Below are 16,503 nucleotides of genomic sequence, written 5' to 3'. Positions count from 1 at the left end.
GTCCCGGGAGCTCAGCCTCTGAGTACTGTGCGCTGCCATGGGTGATGACACTGCCGACGACCCGCAGGCACGCCAGCCCGGCGAGAGCCGGCTCTACTTCCGCCAGCTGCTGTCGGGCCAGGACTTCGCCACCGGCGACCCGATCGCCCGCCAGATGGTGAACTTCGCCTACCTCATCGGCGACCGGGAGACCCGCGAAGCGGTCGTGGTGGACCCGGCGTATGCCGTCGACGACCTGCTCGACATCCTGGCCGAAGACGAGATGCAGCTCACCGGCGTGCTCGCCACGCACTTCCACGCCGATCACATCGGCGGGAACATGATGGGCTACAGCATCGAGGGCGTCGCCCAGCTGCTTGAACGCCAAGGCACGAAGATCCACCTGCAGGCGCCCGAGGCCGAATTGGTGCAGAAAACCACCGGCATCTCGATGAGCGACATGGAGCTGCACGCCCCTGGCGATGTGGTGTCGGTGGGTGCGATCGACATCGAGCTGCTGCACACCCCGGGCCACACGCCCGGCAGCCAGTGCTTCCTGGTGGGCGGGGCGCTCGTGGCCGGTGACACCTTGTTCCTGGACGGCTGCGGGCGGATGGACCTGCCGGGCAGCGACCCCGCTGCGATGTATCGCTCGCTGCACGACACGCTCGCCAAGGTGCCCGACTCGGCCGTGCTGTTTCCCGGCCACCGGTACTCGTTCGAGCCCAGCGCCACCATGGGCCAGACCCGCCAGATGAACTACGTCTTCAAGCCAAGCAGCGAGGCGCAGTGGCTGATGATGTTCGGGCAGGGTTGAGAGCGGTGCCCTGCGCCGAGCGTGTGATGGCGGCGCAGTGGCTGATGATGTTCGGGCAGGGGTGATGGCCTCACTGCCGCCGGTGGTGAGCGCCACTGAGCTTGCCGGGCGCGACGACATCGTGCTGTGCGACGTGCGCTGGTATCTCGACGGCCGGTCGGGTTATGACGCCTACCTCGAGGGCCACATCGCCGGCGCCATCTGGGTGGATCTCGACGCGCATCTGTCCGCGCACGGCACGCCGGCCCATGGCCGCCATCCACTGCCCACCGCCGAGAGCTTCGCCGCATCCTTGGGGGTCCTGGGTATCGGCCCCGACGACCCGGTGGTGGCGTACGACGACCTGAACGGCACCGCGGCGGGCCGGATGGTGTGGATGCTGCGAGTGCTCGGCCACGATGCGGCACTGCTCGACGGTGGACTGGGCTCGTGGACGGGCGCTACCGAGACGGCACCGAACACGCGAGCCGCCTGCGAGTGCCCGGTACGAGCCTGGCCAGAAGGGGCGTTCGTCGACATCGACGCTGCGGCCGATGCCGGAGCCGACCCAGCCGCCGTCCTCATCGACGCCCGCGGAGGCGACCGTTACCGCGGCGAGACCGAGCCGGTCGATCCGCGCCCCGGCCACATCCCCGGCGCGGTCAACGTGCCGATGACGGACAATCTCGGCTCCAAGGGTCGTTTCGCCGACGCTGCGACGCTTCGCGCCCGCTACGCGGACGAAGGCGTGGAGGAAGCAAACGGCGGGAATAACGCCGTGGTGTACTGCGGCTCAGGCGTCAGCGCCTGCATGGATGCCCTGGCCATGGAACGCGCGGGCCTCGGCCGCCCGCAGGTGTACATCGGCTCGTGGTCGCAGTGGAGCCACACCGATCGCCCCGCCGAGACCGTCTAGGTCGGTGAGCCGGGGGGCGGGCCTGCAGAGGTGAAACGCGTGTCAGGCGGGTCGGCGGCCCACGGCGCGACCTGGTCCCAGCGATCCTCATACACCAGCTCACGTATCGGCCGTCGCCGCACCGGACCGTGGCGCCCTGCGGGCCGCCCGAGCGGGATGGTGGCGTGGATCGCCACGCCCTCTGGGATGCCGAGCAGCTCGCGCAGCTCGTCCTCGACGTCGCGGTGCCAACCGGTGATGACGCCGCCATAGCCGAGCGCCCGTGCTGCCAGCAACAGGTTCTGCACGGCCGGATACACCGATGCGCCCTCGGCGTAGGTGGGCTTCCGGTAGCGCACCAAGCACGCCAGGATCACCACCGGCGTCTCCTCGAAGTGATCGACGAAGTGCTGCATGGTGCGGGCCATGCGGGCCTTGGGCGAGTCGTCGGCGGCACCGGAGCCTTGCGTGTAGCCGTCGCCCGAACGCTTCGCATTCCAGCCGTCCCGAAAGCACTGGCCGAGCAGGGCCTTTGCCTGCTGCGCTGCCGGCCCGTCGCGCAGCACCACAAAGCGGAACATCTGCCGGTTGGAGCCGCTGGGCGCGCGGCTGGCGTGCCACAGGATCGATGCGAGGTCCTCGTCGGGTATCGGTTCGGGCAGGTAGCGGCGGATTGCCCGGGTTGTCGCCAGACCCTCGAGCAGCCCGATCGGCTGCGGCTCGGCTTCACTCATCATCGGCCTCGCTCATCTGCCTTTGTTGTCGGGGCAAGCTCAGCGGTCGCCCTGTGTCTCGTTGAGGAAGTCCACCAGCTTGACGATGGCATTCTCGGTGACGATGCCCGCGATGCGCCCGCCGCTGTCGATCACCGGATACAGCTCGATCTCGGCGTCGGCCATCGCCTCGGTGACCTCGCGCAGCGTCCACGACGGGCGTGCCGGGGTGATATCGGCTGTCATCACCTCGCCGCACGTCACCGACATCCAGTCGTTGCGGTCCACGTCACGGGTGTCGCTCAGCCGTATCACGCCGAGAAATTCCCGTTCGGGTCCGATCACGATGGCTTCGAGCTGCTTGCGCGGCAGTGCCACGCCCCACACGAAATCGGCCAGCGGCGCATCGGCATTCACGGTCGGCACCTCGGTGGACATGGCGGAGTTGACCGGCATCTCCAAGCGCCGTTCGAGATGGCCGGTGCGGCTGTCGCGCTGGAACTGCGACACCGAGGCATTGCCGATGAGCACCTGTGACACGGCCACCGCCACCAGCGCGGGCACGACGAACAGCGGAGCCCCGGTGGACTCTGCCACGAACATCACCGCCGCGAGCGGGGTGCGGTAGCCGGCTGCCAGGAAAGCGGCCACGCCGATGAAGGGAAAGAACGCCAGCGACTCGGGCCCCAGCTCGATCCACCCGCCCACCAGGCGGCCCACGATCAGGCCGAACACCGCGAGCGGGATGAACACGCCGCCCACACCGCCGCCCGCCAGCACCGTGGAGGTCGCCAGGATCCTGATCACCAGCAGGGCGCCGAGCAGCCACAGCGACGCCTCGGGGTTCAGCGCCCAGTCGGTGAGCTGTCCCTCAGCGGTCGGGCCCAGCGACAGCGGCGCATCGAACAGCACCTCGCACAGCGCAGCGAGACCCACCAGGATTCCCCCGGCGCCCAGCGCGATCATCCACCACGGCCGGTCGGAAGCGTGAATCCGCTTGGCCATGGCCAGCACACGGCAGAACGCCGACGCCGCGAGGCCGCAGAGGGCGCCGACAACCGCGGCGCCCAGCAGCTCTTGGCGGCCGAACTGGACGCTCACCATCTCGGTGCCGATCTCGAAGGGACGGTCGTCGAAGCCGGTGACCAGCACGTATACGACGTAGCTGGAAGCGCTGGAGAGCAGGGCGGGCAGCAGCGCCCTGCGGCCCAAGTCGCTCTTGTAGGGGGCTTCGAGCGCGAACAGCACACCGGTGGCGGGAGCCTGGAAGATGGCACTGACACCTGCGGCGGCACCTGCCACGAGCAGCGCGTATCCCTCCCGGCCCCGGAACAGCCGCCGGACCACTCGCTGCATCGCATTGCCAGCCGTGGCGCCGGCGTAGATGGACGGACCCTCGAGGCCGACCGCGCCGCCGGAGCCCACCGTCACGATGCCGGCAACCAGACGCGCTGGGAGATCCCGGAATCGCATCGGGTGGTTGCGGTCGTGGAACGACCGGATGTACTCCTCGGAGGTCGAGGGCGCGAGCCGGCGGCCGGCGTCGGCCCAGCGCAGCATGATGACGGCGCCCCACAGTCCGAGTGCGGGAGCGATCATCCGCTGCCAGGGCGGCAGGTGCAGCACTCGCTCGAGCAGCACCTTCTCGGTCAGCACGGCGACTGCGGCCACGATGAATCCGGTGACGACGCCCACGGCGACATACGTCGCGAAGCGAAGCAGCCGGTTTCTCATGCAGGCCTACTTCCTCGTCCCGTAATGCTCGGCCAACGGTACGCGGCGAGACGTGCAGTGCGGGCAGCTCATCGAGCTCCGGCACTTCGAAGAGCCGTTTACTAGCGTCCCTTCGACGCTCTACGACAATGATCGGTGACAACGATGGAACTCTGGCTTCACGCATTCCCGGCGCCGCTGCAGATCAGGGACGTGGCCAAGGCAGCCGAGAACGGGGGCTGGGGCGGACTGGCAGTCGTCGACACTCAGAACCTCAGCGGCGAGTGCTTCGTGGCCCTGGCGCTGGCCGCCACCGCGACGGAGCGGCTCAAACTCGGGCTTGCCGTGGGGAATTCGGTGACCCGCCTCCCGGCGGTGAATGCAGCCGCGTGCCTGAGCATCGACCAAGTCTCGGGCGGGCGCTTTGAGTTCGGCATCGGTCGGGGCGACTCGTGCCTGGTGCATCTGGGCCGCGCTCCCGGTCGCTTGGGGCACTTCGAGCGTCACCTAAAGCAGCTGCAGGCATATCTCAGCGGCGGCGATGTGCCCTTCGATGAGATCGACATCCCGCTGGAGTACGCCGCTCCGGCTGATGCGCTGGAGCTTGCGGAGGGTCCCGGCGTCAGCCGCATGGCATGGGGCACGCTCAGCGAAGACTCCCTGGGCGGCGACGGCCGCAAAGTTCCCGTCGAGGTGGCCGCCACCGGCCCGAAGGTGATCGGCATCGCTGCGGTTCATGCTGATCGGGTGATGTTCGCTGTCGGTGCCGACCCCGAACGCCTCGCGTGGGGCATCGATGTTGCCAAGGCAGCCCGGCGCAACGCCGGCCTCGATCCCGACGGCGTGAAGTTCGGCGCGTACCTGAACATGGCGTGCCACGCCAACCCCGACACTGCACGTGACCTGATCAGGGGTCCGATGTCGGTCTTCGCTCGCTTCCAGGTGATGCAGGGCGGCACACCGGTCGGGCCGACCAGCGAAGAGACGGCGAAGACGCTGCACACGCTGCACGAGGTCTACGACTTCGGCGGGCATTCGCGGAACGAGTCGCCGCAGGCCGCGTCGCTCCCGGCAGACTTCATGGACCGGTTCGGCGTGGTCGGCACGCCGGACAGTTGCATCGCCAAGCTCAATGAGCTGGAGGCGATGGGCATCGACAAGGTGTTGCTCTCGGGCCAGTTCAACGAGAATGTCTATGCGTCCCCTGAGGGAACTGTTGCGCGCAGGCTCCTCGAGACCGAAGTCCTCCCCGTGGTGCAGGGCGGCTAGCCCACGCCGACGCGGCCGCACCGCAGCGCTGCTGACGGCGATCTCACAGGTGCGGAGAGGGTGGGATTCGAACCCACGAACCACCTTGCGGCAGTTACTTCCTTAGCAGGGAAGCGCCTTCAACCTGACTCGGCCACCTCTCCATGCACGGCCAGGCCCTTGGGCGCCAGCCGCGCCGACTCAAGATAACCCCAACCAGCGGGCTTCAGCGATCCCTTTTCCCGTCAGTGACCCCGAGGTACGCCGCTAGCTTGGCCTGCGGAGGGGTGGCAGAGTGGACGATTGCGACGGTCTTGAAAACCGTTGAGGCGCAAGCCTCCGGGGGTTCGAATCCCCCTCCCTCCGCCAAGTCGTTCAGGCCAAAGGAAACGATGCAATGAAGAGGACGCCAGTCAACCCGTGGCCGTGGTCACTGAACTTCGGTTTCAACCAAGCCGAGATCATCGAGGGAGCGAGCAGGCAACTGGTGTGTGCTGGTCAGACATCGGTGGATGCCGAAGGCAAACCGCAGCACGCCGGGGACATGCGAAGCCAGATGACGCTGGCGCTCGACAATCTTGAGGCCGTCGTGAACGCTGCCGACATGGATCTGTCCAGCATCACGCGGCTCACCGTTTACGTCACAGACATGGACGAAGCTCTGAGGAACTTCGGCGCCTTCGGTGAACGATTCGGTCCGCTGGGCGCAACTCCACCGATGACGCTGCTCGGGGTCACCCAGCTCGCCTTCCCCGGGCTCATGATCGAGATCGAGGCCACCGCCGCCGATTGAGACACCAGGCCATTGGCTGAGTTGGTTCAGGCCAGGGGGCCGGCGGCGGCTGCGACTGCGGGGACTAGGGATTCGTCGATGAGCAGCTGATCGGCTGCGGCGAGCTCGGGCGACAGCCAGCGGTCGGGACCGGGACCGGGGACTTCGCTGCGCAGCAGGCTGAGCGCGGCTGCGGTGCCCGCGGCGGGCTGCAGGGGTGACCGCAGCTCGATGCCGCGGGCTGCGGTCACCCATTCGATGGCCAGGATGCGGCGCAGGTTGGCGACCGCCCGGCGGAGCTTGCGGGCCGCGCCCCAGCCCATCGACACGTGATCCTCCTGCATGGCGGAAGTGGGCAGCGAGTCGACCGCGGCCGGTGCGGCGAGGCGCCGGTTCTCGGCGCACAGGGCGGCTGCGGTGTACTGGCCGATCATCAGGCCGCTGTCCACGCCTGGGTCGTCGGCCAGGAACGGGGGCAGCCCAGCGGAACGCTTGGGGTCGAGCAGCCGGTCGATGCGGCGCTCCGCGATGGCACCCACCTCGGCAGTGGCGATGGCGAGGTAGTCGGCTGCCAGCGCCACCGGCGCTCCGTGGAAGTTGCCGCACGACTCGACGCGGCCATCAGGCAGCACCATCGGGTTGTCGATGGCTGAGGCCAGCTCCTGATCGGTCACGCCGCCGGCGAAGTCAAGAGTGTCGCGGGCGGCACCGTGGACCTGGGGCGTGCACCTGATGGAGTAGGCGTCCTGCACCCGGTCATCACCGTGGCGGTGGCTGGCCACGATGGGTGAGCCGGCCAGCACAGCGCGCAGGTTGGCCGCGCTGGCCTGCTGGCCGGGATGGGGCCGCAGCCCCAGCAGGTCGGCGGCAAAGGCCCGATCGGTGGCCAGGAGCGCCTCGACGCTGCAGGCAGCCACGATGTCGGCGACCCTCAATAGCCCGGCCAGATCGTGGACGGCCAGGCAGAGCATTCCCAGGATGCCGTCGGTGCCGTTGGTGAGGGCCAGGCCTTCTTTCTCGGCCAGCACCAACGGTTCGATGCCCGCCGACGCCAGGGCCTCGGCCCCGCTGATCGTGCCTCCGCCGTCGGTGAGCACTTCGCCTTCCCCGACCAGCACGAGCGCTGCATGAGCGAGCGGAGCGAGGTCGCCGCTGGCCCCCAGCGAGCCGTGCTCTGGTACCACGGGAACCAGGCCCGCATTGATCAGGCGCACCAGCGTCTCCGCAATCTGCGGTCGCGACCCCGAGACGCCGAAGGCGAGCGTGCGTGCCCGCAGGAACATCATGGCCCGCACCACCTCGGCCTCAACCGGCGGGCCCATACCGGCGGCATGGGACCGGATCAAGGACTGCTGCAGCGCGACTCGGCGATCAGCCGGAATGGTGGTGTTGGCCAGGGCGCCGAAGCCGGTGGAGACGCCGTAGGCCGGCTCGCCTTCGGCCAAGGTCTCGACGATGCTGCGAGCCGCGGCCATCCGGCCGAGCGCGCCGGCGCTGAGGTGGACCTGCTCTCGGTGGCGGGCGACCGCGACGACGTCGGCGACGGTGACGCCCGGGCCGTCGAGTTCCACTGTCATCCCCGAGGCTGAGTAGCGGGGGTGGAGGAGAGCGCGGCCGATGTGGCGGCGGCTGCTTCGATCACAGCGTCAGCCGCCGTCTGCAAGCGGGTGCCGGCGAGCCTGTCTGCCGGCCCCAACACCGACAGCGCGGCGATCGCACCAGAGTTGCCATGGACAGGCGCGCAGACAGCGGTGACATCGGGCTCGATGGCGCCGGTATTGAAGATGGGCTGAGGGAGGGAACCGGGCGCCAGCGCACCAGCGAGCAACGCGTCGCCCACGGCGGTGCCCTCGATGGGCACCGAGCGGCCCACCCAGCCGACGTGGCGGATGGCCCGCTGGCCCTCGACCGTGGCGATGTAGACAGCGGCGTCACCGTCGCGCACGGCCAGGTACGCCGATTCCTCGGTGGTCTCCACCAAACGTTCCAGCTCTGGTTGCGCGGCGGCACGGAGCCGGGCGTAGGGGCCCGATTGCATCGACGCCAAGGCAGTGCGCACGAACGCCGGACCCACCGAATATGCCCCGGAGCCGTCCTTGACGAGATAGCCGCGGTCGGTCAGCACCCGCAGATGCCGCAGTGCCGTGCTGGCCGGCATGACCGTGTGGGCGGCTGCCGCGGTGAGGCTGAGCTCGCCGTTGGTGACCACGGTCTCGAGCAGCTCCAGCACCCGCTCTGCCGAGCGCGACCGGTGCAGCGGAGACGCAGCAGTAGTTTCATTATCTGAAATTTCTTGCTGCATATTGACAGCATAGGCCGAACCTCGGTAACGTGCGGTGCACCGCACACACGGCGCCGAGGTTGTCAATGGCCACCAGCACACAGCACGCCGCCAGCGCCCCGCCCGGCGGGGTGCGAGCACCTACCGGCACGGCGTTGACGTGCCGGAGCTGGCCCCAGGAGGCCGCCTTCCGGATGCTGCAGAACAATCTGGATCCCGACGTGGCCGAGCGACCTGACGAACTGGTGGTGTACGGGGGCACCGGTCGGGCGGCACGATCGTGGCCGGCGTTTCACGCCATGATCAGGGCGCTGACCGACCTCGCCGATGACGAGACCATGCTGGTGCAGTCGGGAAAGCCGGTCGGCGTGCTGCGCACGCACGAATGGGCGCCGCGGGTGCTCATCGCCAACTCCAACCTCGTGCCCGATTGGGGCACCTGGGACGAGTTCCGCCGGCTGGAGCATCTGGGCCTGACCATGTTCGGCCAGATGACTGCCGGGTCGTGGATCTACATCGGCACGCAGGGGATCTTGCAGGGCACCTACGAGTGCTTCGGCGCCATCGCCCGCAAGCGTTTCGGGGGCTCGCTGGCCGGCACCCTCACCATCACCGCCGGGCTGGGCGGCATGGGCGGCGCCCAGCCGCTGGCCATCACCATGAACGAGGGAGTCGCCCTGTGCATCGAGGTCGACCCCGAGCGGGTCGCTCGACGCGTGGAGACCCGCTATCTCGACGTGGTCGCCGACGACTACGCCGATGCGCTCCGCCGGTGCGACGAGGCCGTGCAGGCCCGCCGCCCGCTGTCGGTGGGTCTGGTCGGCAACGCCGCCGACCTGCTGCCCCGCCTGCTGGCAGACGGCGTCGCTGCCGACATCGTCACCGACCAGACCTCCGCCCACGACCCGCTCACCTATGTGCCCAACGACCTGTCGCCCGAGGCGTCCGAGGAGATGCGGCGCAACCAGCCCGACGAGCTCATTCGCCGCGCCCGGTCGGCCATGGCCACCCACGTGGAGGCGATGGTGGGCTTCCTCGACGCCGGTTCCGAGGTGTTCGACTACGGCAACAGCCTGCGGGCCGAGGCCGAGCTCGGCGGCTACGGGCGGGCTTTCGACTATCCGGGTTTCCTGCCCGCGTACATCCGGCCCCTGTTCTGCGAGGGCAAGGGACCGTTCCGCTGGGTTGCGCTGTCGGGCGACCCAGCTGACATCGCCGCCACTGACCGGGCGGTGCTCGAAGAGTTCCCCGACGACGAGCCGCTCAAGCGCTGGATCAAGCTCGCCGGCGAGCGGGTCGCGTTCCAGGGCCTGCCGGCTCGGATCTGCTGGCTCGGCTACGGGGAGCGCCACCGGCTGGGCCTGCGGTTCAACGAGCTGGTCGCCTCAGGCGAGATCAAGGCCCCGATCGTCATCGGGCGCGACCATCTCGACTCGGGATCGGTGGCGTCGCCGTACCGCGAGACCGAGGACATGGCAGACGGCAGCGACGCCATCGCCGACTGGCCGCTGCTCAACGCAATGGTCAATACCTCGTCGGGAGCGTCATGGGTGAGCATCCACCATGGCGGCGGCGTGGGCATCGGCCGTTCCATCCATGCCGGCCAGGTCAGCGTGGCCGACGGGACGGACCTGGCCGCGCAGAAGCTGGAGCGGGTGCTGCTCAACGACCCCGGCACTGGCGTGATGCGCCACGCCGATGCTGGCTACGACCGGGCGTGGGAAGTGGCCGCGGAGCGCGGCGTGCGCATTCCCGCCGACCGGCCCGCCGCGTCATGAGGATGAGGCGGCGATCATGACCGTCCGGGAGATCCTCTCCATCGGGCATCCGGCGCTGCGGGCGCGGGCTGCAGCCGTGCCGCGGTGCGAGATCTCCAGCGAACGAACGCAGGGCCTCGTCGACGATCTCATCGACACCATGCGCCACGCCAACGGGGCAGGCCTGGCCGCCAACCAGATCGGCGAGACGGACCGGGTCGTCGTCATCGAGGTGAACGACAACCCCCGTTACCCCTACAAGCCGCCGATCCCCTTGACCGTCGCCATCAACCCCGTGCTGGACGTGCTCGACGACGAGACCGTGGTGATAAACGAGGGCTGCCTGTCGGTGCCGCTGCGGGGTGACGTGGTTCGCTCGGTGAATCTCCGCGTCCGCTACTTCGACCGCGACGGCAACGAGCACTGCATCACCGCACGTGGCCTGACCGCGGGCACCTGGCAGCACGAGTGCGACCATCTCGACGGCGTGCTGATCACTGATCGTGCCGACCCGTCCACCCTGTGCACCTGGGACGAGTTCGAGCGCCACCACCGCGATGCGTTCATTGAGCGCATCACCCGCTTCAACCAGCGAGTGCTGGCATGACCGCGCACTACTGGTGCGAGCTGGCCTGGCTCGGCGGACCCCGGGTGGCAGAGGGCGTGGTGATCGCCGTTGAGGGCGGCCGCATCACGGCGGTTCGCGCCGGTGTGCCGGTCCGGCCAGAGGGCGCCGTGCCGCTGGCGGGGCTGACCTTGCCGGCGCTGGCCAACGCGCACAGCCACGCGTTTCATCGGGCCCTGCGTGGCCGCACTCACGCTGGGCGAGGCAGCTTCTGGAGCTGGCGCGACCTGATGTACCGGGTGGCGGGCCGTCTCGACCCGTACAGCTACGGCCGGCTGGCCCGGGCAGTGTTCGCCGAGATGGCCCTGGCCGGCATCGGCGTGGTCGGCGAGTTCCACTATGTCCATCACCGTCCCGGCGGGGACAGCTATGACGACGCCAACGCCATGGGCGCGGCACTGATGGCTGCGGCCCGAGATGCCGGCATCCGCCTGACCCTGCTGGACACGCTGTACTTGCATGGCGGGCTGAACCCCGCGCTGGACTGCGGCCACGAGCCGCTGCGTCCCGAACAAGCCCGCTTCAGCGACGGCAGTGCCGACCGGTGGGTTGCTCGGGTCGAGGAGCTGGCTGCCACGGCATCGAACCCGATGGTGCAGGTCGGCGCTGCGGTGCACTCAGTGCGAGCCGTCGATCCGCCGTCCGTCAAGATGGCGGCGGACTGGGCAACCCAGCGCGGCGTCCCGTTGCACTTCCATGCCTCCGAGCAACCGGCGGAGAACGAGCAGTGTCTCGGCGTCCACGGTGTAACTCCCATCGACCTGATCGCGCAGGCCGGAGGGCTCGGCCCCACGACGACCCTGGTGCACGCCACCCATGCTGACGGCCGCGATCAGGCGTTGATCGGCGAGGCCGGCGCGTTCTGCTGCCTGTGCCCCACCACCGAGCGCGACCTGGCCGACGGCATCGGACCCAGCGCCGGCTTGGCCCGTCATGGCGCCCGTCTGTGCCTGGGTTCCGACTCCCACGCCGCCGTCGATATGTTCGAAGAGGCCCGCACGGTCGAAGGCGATCAGCGCGCCACGATTGGTGAGCGCGGCGTGTTCGGTGCCGATGATCTCGCCGCGATGGCCACATCCGGCGGCTACGAGTCGCTCGGCTGGCCGGAGGGCGGCAGCCTGGAGGCGGGCGCACTGGCCGACTTCGCGACGATCAGGCTCGATTCGGTACGGATGGCGGGCACCGACGCCGAGACAGCGCTGGCCTCAGCGATCTTCGCGGCCACCAGTGCCGATGTTCACCACCTGGTGGTGGGCGGCACGACCGTCGTGCGTGATGGCCGACACACGACGATCGACGTGGCGACGGAGCTGGCTTCGGCCATCACGGAGGTCACTTCGCCATGACCGTAGAGGCTGAGCAGAATTGCGAAGCCGGGGCCCGAGCGGCCCGTGAGCGAAGCGAACAAGAGCGGGAAGCAATAGGCGACGCGAAGGAACGGTCCGTCAATCCGCGCACTTCCTTGGTGATCGACAACATCGGCGAGCTGGTCACCAACGACCCCGCGCTGGGGGATGGTTCGCTGGGCGTGGTGACCGATGCTTCGGTGGTCATCGACAACGACACGGTGGTAGCCGTGGGCCCGTCGGGCGCTGTCGCCGACGAGCGTCTCGACGTCGGCGGCCGGTGCGTGCTGCCGGGCTTCGTCGACTCCCATACCCACCTGGTGTTCGCAGGCGACCGCTCACAGGAGTTCACCCGCCGGATGGCAGGCGAGCCATACGACGGGGGCGGAATCCGCGTGACCACTGAGGCCACGCGCGGCGCAGGCCGCGACGCGCTGGCGGCGTCGCTCGACCAGCGGTTGGTCGAGACGCACCGGGCGGGCACGACCACGGTGGAGATCAAGACCGGTTACGGACTGTCACTCGACTCCGAAATCGAGTTGGCGTTGCTCGCCGCGGAGGTCACTCCCGAAGCCACGTTCCTCGGAGCCCACCTGCTGCCCAGCGAGTACGCGGGACGGGCCGACGAGTACATCGATCTGGTGTGCGGGCCGATGCTGGAGGCAGTCCGGGACCATGTCCGCTGGATCGACGTGTTCTGCGAGACCGGTGCGTTCAGCGTGGAGCAGTCCCGCCGGGTGCTCGAGGCGGGTCGGGACGCCGGGCTGGGCTTGCGTGTGCACGGCAACCAGCTCGGCCACGGACCGGGCGTGCAGCTCGCCGTCGAGATGGACGCTGCGTCGGTGGACCACTGCACCTACCTTTCCGATGACGACATCGAGGCCTTGGCGGCCAGCGACACGGTGGCTACGTTCCTGCCCGCCACCGACTTCTCCACCCGCCAGCCCTACCCGGATGCCCGGCGGGCCATCGATGCCGGGGTCAAGGTGGCGATGGCCTCCAACTGCAACCCGGGCTCGAGCTACACCACGTCCATCTCGTTCTGCATTGCCATGGCGGTGCGCGACATGGGCATGACGATCGACGAAGCCGTCGCCGCAGTGACGGTCGGCGGAGCAGTCGCGCTGGGCCGGACTGACGTTGGGCGGCTCACCAACGGCAGTCCGGCTCACGTGACCATCCTGGATGCACCCAGCCGCCACCACCTCGCCTACCGGCCCGGTGTCCCCTTGATCTGGCGGACGCTGGGCGCCGACTACCGGCTCCCGCCCACAGACAACCAGATGTGATCCCTAACTGAAAGAAGGACAGCCATGACCAACTCCATCCCAAATCCCACCGGCCATAACCAGTGGTACCCGTTCGCCAACCGGCCCCTGCCGCCGGAGGTGGACGGCCAAGCGGTGAACCCCGCCGCCATCCCGGTGTTCGACGCCGTGCCGCTGCCGCCTCACGCCCGCTTCGTGGTGGTGGGTGCGGGCGTGCACGGGCTGTCGAGCGCCTACCACTTGGCCATGTACCTCGAGCGCACCGGCAAGGGCTCCGGCAGCGACGTGGTGCTGATCGACAAGCAGGGCCCGGGGGCAGGCGCCACCGGGCTGGCCTGCGGCTGTGTCCGCAACATGTACATGACCGGGCCGCTGCACGCCATCCTGCGAGCCAGCGTGGAGGTGTGGGAGTCCGACCCGGTGAACCTCGGCTTCCAGCAGGTCGGTTACGTGTCGGTGGGCGAGGCCAACCAGACCGACGACTACCTGAAGCTGCAGGCGTCCCAGGCTGCCAGCGGCTACCCCTCCGACGTCTACACCGGTGCAGAGGCCCGTGCCTTCCTCACCAACTTGTGGCCCGATTTCAAGACCGACAACTGCGATGTGGTGCTGCACGAGCACCGCTCCGGTTACGCCGGCACGCACCTGGCGGTGTGGGGTCTCGACCAGAAGTGCCGGCAGTGGGGCGTGCAGCGGGTGTACGGCGCCACCGTGACCGGCTACCAGTTCGACAACTCGGGCTCGGTCACCGCGGTCGAGACCACCCAGGGGTCGATCGCGTGTGAGCAGGTCGTCGTGGGTGCGGGGGCGTGGACGCCGACGCATTGGGAATGGCTCGGCGGCCCCAGCCAACTCGACGTGCTGTACCCCGACGGGCATGTCGAAGAGCAGATGGACATGTGGACCTACTGGCGGCTGCTCGAGGGCGAGGTGCTGTTGCCGCCCGGCGTCGACTTCCGCACTGCCCAGCACAAAGACTCGCCGGTGTTGCACGTGGAACTCATGAACACGCCGGTGTACTCACCCGACGGCCGGTTCCTGAAGGACCACTTCTACTCATACACGCGCTACGCAGCGGAGCGGGTGGGCGCACCCGGCCTGCAGGGCGGGACGATCCCGATCAAGATCGGGCCGCGGGCGGCAGTGGAGCCCTACGGCCACCTGAACGACGAGTATCAGGCCGAGGAGTGGTTCGCCGACTACTACTGCGCCACGCTGGGCATGCTGTTCAAGCGACTGGAAGACCTGCGGCCGTACTTCAAGGAACGCCGCAATGGCGGCATCGGGGCGTTCACCCCCGACAACGTGCCGGTGTTCGACTACGTGGCCGACAACGCCTGGGTGATTGCCGACTCCAACCACGGGTTCAAGATGATCGGCGTGGGCAAGCTCACCGCCGAGATGATGGTGCACGGCCAGAAGCCCGACGAGCTCAAGCCGTTCACGCTGGACCGCTACCGCACCGGCGGCACCTTCGGCGACCGCAACTCCAACTGCCCCTGGGTCTGACCCGCCGTCGGTCGCAGACCGCGGCAATGGGGGCCGAGGAGGCGTGACCGCTACTCGGTGAGTTCGGCGTAGATGGTCTCGTAGGGGCTCGGGTCGGCGTCGATGAAGGGTGGCGGGTTGTCAGTGTCGACCAGGGCGCACAGTTGGTCCAAGCACATGTGGTAGCCGGCGGCCACTTGGTGCACTTCCGGGCTCTTGTCTCCTAAGTCGACGGTCAAGGTGAGGTGCGTGCCGGCTGGGTGCGGATCGAGACGGAACGTGAGCAGCTCGTCGTCCCACTCCCAGGCGAACGTGCTGGGTGGGTCCCAGGTGACGATGCGACCGGTGAGCACCGTGTCCTCGATGCCGTACTTGGCGATCACGTCACTCCAGAACGGGGCTGTGACCTCGGCTCCTGCCTCCCGTGGGCCGACAATGTCACACGGCATCCAGTGGCGGAGCTGGCCGCTCTCGGTCAGTGCGCGCCACACCCGTTCGGCTGAGCCCGCCAGATCGCGTTCGAACCGCAGGCTCGTCGTGCCATCGCCGTGACGCACGATCTCGCCGAGTGGGTGGGTTGGCTGGTTCATATTCGGCCGCCTTCAGCGGAAGCCGGCAGTGCCTAGCGGACGAGGCGGCGGAGCGACTTCAGCCAGTCGTCTGACGAGGTCCAGGCTTCCTCGCTGACGCGCTCGCGGCCCGACGAGTTGCCGTTGGCGGCAGGGAAGGAGCCCAGGAACTTGACGTCACGCTGCTTCATCTTGAGCGCGCGCAAGCAGTCGGCCACCACTTCGTCGGAGATGTGACCCTCGAAGTCGAGCAGAAAACAGTATTCGCCGAGACCACGGCGGGTCGGTCGCGACTCCAACCTGGACAGGTCGAGACGGCGGGCCTCGAACTCCATGAGGATCCCCAGCAGGCTGCCCGGCTCGTTCTGCTGCTGGAACACCACGATGCTGGTCTTGTCGTTGCCGCTGGCCGGCGGCACCTGTCCCTTGGCCAGCAGCAGGAAGCGGGTCTGGTTGTCGCGGTGGTCCTCGATGCCGGGCACGACGGTCTCGAGCCCGTAGAGCTCAGCAGCGGTCGGGCTGGCGATCGCTGCAACACCGGCGAGCTGTTCTTCGCCGATGCGCCGGGCTGCCAGCGCGGTCGAGGTGGCCGCCTCGATCTCGACATCGGGAAGCTGGGTGTGCAGGAACGCACGGCACTGGGCGATCGCCACCGGGAACGACAGCACCGTGTGGATTGACGACAGGTCGTCGGCTGTGGCGGTGCCGGGCAGCGCCATGAGGTCGAGCTGCACGTTCACCACAACTTCTCGCTGGATGAGGAAGTCGAAGTCGAACGCGAGCGCATCCTGGGTGACGTTGACTGCGCCCTCAATGGCGTTCTCGACGGGCACGAAGCCGTAGTCGACGTCGCCGTCGTCGAGCGCGGAGAGCACCTCGGGCACCGAGATGAGCGGGACAGGCGTGCACTGCGACAGGTCCGGCTGGGTCGCCAGCGCAGCCTCGGTAAAGGTGCCGTGCGGGCCCATGTACCCAATGCGCGTCGACGGCGAGAGGGCAGAGTCGCCCTGGGGTGCAGCGGCAGCAGCCATCGGGGCAGGATACGCACCGCTC

The 16,503-nt window shown here is 68.6% G+C and carries 15 protein-coding genes and 2 tRNA genes; 10 read left to right on the top strand and 7 right to left on the bottom strand.

What is annotated here, in order from left to right; translation table 11 throughout:
- Positions 1 to 37 precede the first annotated feature (37 nt).
- The gene (locus ACOGXD_RS05880) at positions 38 to 796 is read left to right on the top strand and encodes an MBL fold metallo-hydrolase (protein WP_419916970.1); all 759 of its coding nucleotides are present in this window, start codon (positions 38 to 40) and stop codon (positions 794 to 796) included.
- Between the two features lie 37 nt (positions 797 to 833).
- Entirely contained in the window at positions 834 to 1,691 is an 858-nt protein-coding gene (locus tag ACOGXD_RS05875; protein ID WP_419916969.1) for a sulfurtransferase, read from the top strand.
- Here the strand turns inward: ACOGXD_RS05875 and ACOGXD_RS05870 are convergent.
- Together ACOGXD_RS05870 and ACOGXD_RS05865 are read right to left on the bottom strand one after the other, a co-directional pair.
- Positions 1,688 to 2,407 carry a nitroreductase family protein gene (locus ACOGXD_RS05870; protein ID WP_419916968.1) on the bottom strand — a complete coding sequence of 240 codons (720 nt, stop codon included), beginning with the start codon at positions 2,405 to 2,407 and terminating at the stop codon, positions 1,688 to 1,690. The genes ACOGXD_RS05875 and ACOGXD_RS05870 overlap by 4 nt on opposite strands.
- Before the next feature lie 36 nt (positions 2,408 to 2,443).
- A complete protein-coding gene (locus tag ACOGXD_RS05865) occupies positions 2,444 to 4,117 on the bottom strand; it encodes a chloride channel protein (RefSeq protein ID WP_419916967.1) in 1,674 nt (557 codons plus the stop codon).
- A gap of 144 nt (positions 4,118 to 4,261) precedes the next feature.
- Here ACOGXD_RS05865 and ACOGXD_RS05860 point away from each other — a divergent pair, with 144 nt between their 5' ends.
- Entirely contained in the window at positions 4,262 to 5,365 is a 1,104-nt protein-coding gene (locus tag ACOGXD_RS05860; protein WP_419916966.1) for an LLM class flavin-dependent oxidoreductase, read from the top strand.
- Between the two features lie 52 nt (positions 5,366 to 5,417).
- Here ACOGXD_RS05860 and ACOGXD_RS05855 read toward each other — a convergent pair.
- Positions 5,418 to 5,508, bottom strand: a tRNA-Ser gene (locus ACOGXD_RS05855).
- 117 nt (positions 5,509 to 5,625) lie between these two features.
- Here ACOGXD_RS05855 and ACOGXD_RS05850 point away from each other — a divergent pair.
- Both ACOGXD_RS05850 and ACOGXD_RS05845 read left to right on the top strand, forming a co-directional pair.
- A tRNA-Ser gene (locus ACOGXD_RS05850) sits at positions 5,626 to 5,713 on the top strand.
- Positions 5,714 to 5,741: 28 nt separating this feature from the next.
- The gene (locus ACOGXD_RS05845) at positions 5,742 to 6,137 is read left to right on the top strand and encodes a RidA family protein (RefSeq protein ID WP_419916965.1); all 396 of its coding nucleotides are present in this window, start codon (positions 5,742 to 5,744) and stop codon (positions 6,135 to 6,137) included.
- Between the two features lie 26 nt (positions 6,138 to 6,163).
- Here ACOGXD_RS05845 and hutH read toward each other — a convergent pair whose 3' ends face one another.
- The gene (gene hutH, locus ACOGXD_RS05840) at positions 6,164 to 7,693 is read right to left on the bottom strand and encodes a histidine ammonia-lyase (protein WP_419916964.1); all 1,530 of its coding nucleotides are present in this window, start codon (positions 7,691 to 7,693) and stop codon (positions 6,164 to 6,166) included.
- A complete protein-coding gene (locus tag ACOGXD_RS05835) occupies positions 7,690 to 8,418 on the bottom strand; it encodes an IclR family transcriptional regulator (protein WP_419916963.1) in 729 nt (242 codons plus the stop codon). Before ACOGXD_RS05835 ends, hutH begins: the two co-directional genes overlap by 4 nt.
- A 65-nt stretch (positions 8,419 to 8,483) precedes the next feature.
- On the opposite strand from ACOGXD_RS05835, the gene hutU reads away from it, so the two are divergent.
- From hutU to ACOGXD_RS05810, 5 genes are read left to right on the top strand one after another with little or no spacing between them, the layout of a single operon-like run.
- A complete protein-coding gene (hutU, locus tag ACOGXD_RS05830; protein ID WP_419916962.1) occupies positions 8,484 to 10,175 on the top strand; it encodes a urocanate hydratase in 1,692 nt (563 codons plus the stop codon).
- Positions 10,176 to 10,191: 16 nt separating this feature from the next.
- Positions 10,192 to 10,761 carry a peptide deformylase gene (def, locus tag ACOGXD_RS05825; RefSeq protein ID WP_419916961.1) on the top strand — a complete coding sequence of 190 codons (570 nt, stop codon included), beginning with the start codon at positions 10,192 to 10,194 and terminating at the stop codon, positions 10,759 to 10,761.
- A complete protein-coding gene (locus ACOGXD_RS05820) occupies positions 10,758 to 12,125 on the top strand; it encodes a formimidoylglutamate deiminase (RefSeq protein WP_419916960.1) in 1,368 nt (455 codons plus the stop codon). The genes def and ACOGXD_RS05820 overlap by 4 nt, the downstream gene beginning before the upstream one ends.
- Positions 12,122 to 13,414, top strand: a complete 1,293-nt coding sequence (gene hutI, locus ACOGXD_RS05815; RefSeq protein WP_419916959.1) for an imidazolonepropionase — start codon at positions 12,122 to 12,124, stop codon at positions 13,412 to 13,414. Before ACOGXD_RS05820 ends, hutI begins: the two co-directional genes overlap by 4 nt.
- A 24-nt stretch (positions 13,415 to 13,438) precedes the next feature.
- Complete coding sequence (locus ACOGXD_RS05810) at positions 13,439 to 14,902, top strand: NAD(P)/FAD-dependent oxidoreductase (RefSeq protein WP_419916958.1); 1,464 nt, start codon at positions 13,439 to 13,441, stop codon at positions 14,900 to 14,902.
- A gap of 50 nt (positions 14,903 to 14,952) precedes the next feature.
- Here ACOGXD_RS05810 and ACOGXD_RS05805 read toward each other — a convergent pair whose 3' ends face one another.
- Together ACOGXD_RS05805 and pheA are read right to left on the bottom strand one after the other, a co-directional pair.
- Complete coding sequence (locus ACOGXD_RS05805) at positions 14,953 to 15,471, bottom strand: SRPBCC domain-containing protein (protein ID WP_419916957.1); 519 nt, start codon at positions 15,469 to 15,471, stop codon at positions 14,953 to 14,955.
- A 32-nt stretch (positions 15,472 to 15,503) separates the two neighbouring features.
- Positions 15,504 to 16,481, bottom strand: a complete 978-nt coding sequence (gene pheA, locus ACOGXD_RS05800; protein ID WP_419916956.1) for a prephenate dehydratase — start codon at positions 16,479 to 16,481, stop codon at positions 15,504 to 15,506.
- Positions 16,482 to 16,503: the final 22 nt, after the last annotated feature.

This window comes from Candidatus Poriferisodalis sp. (assembly GCF_965204125.1).
GTDB lineage: Bacteria > Actinomycetota > Acidimicrobiia > Acidimicrobiales > Poriferisodalaceae > Poriferisodalis.
Note: the sequence above shows the minus strand (reverse complement) of the source record. Positions and strands in the feature narration are given on the sequence as shown.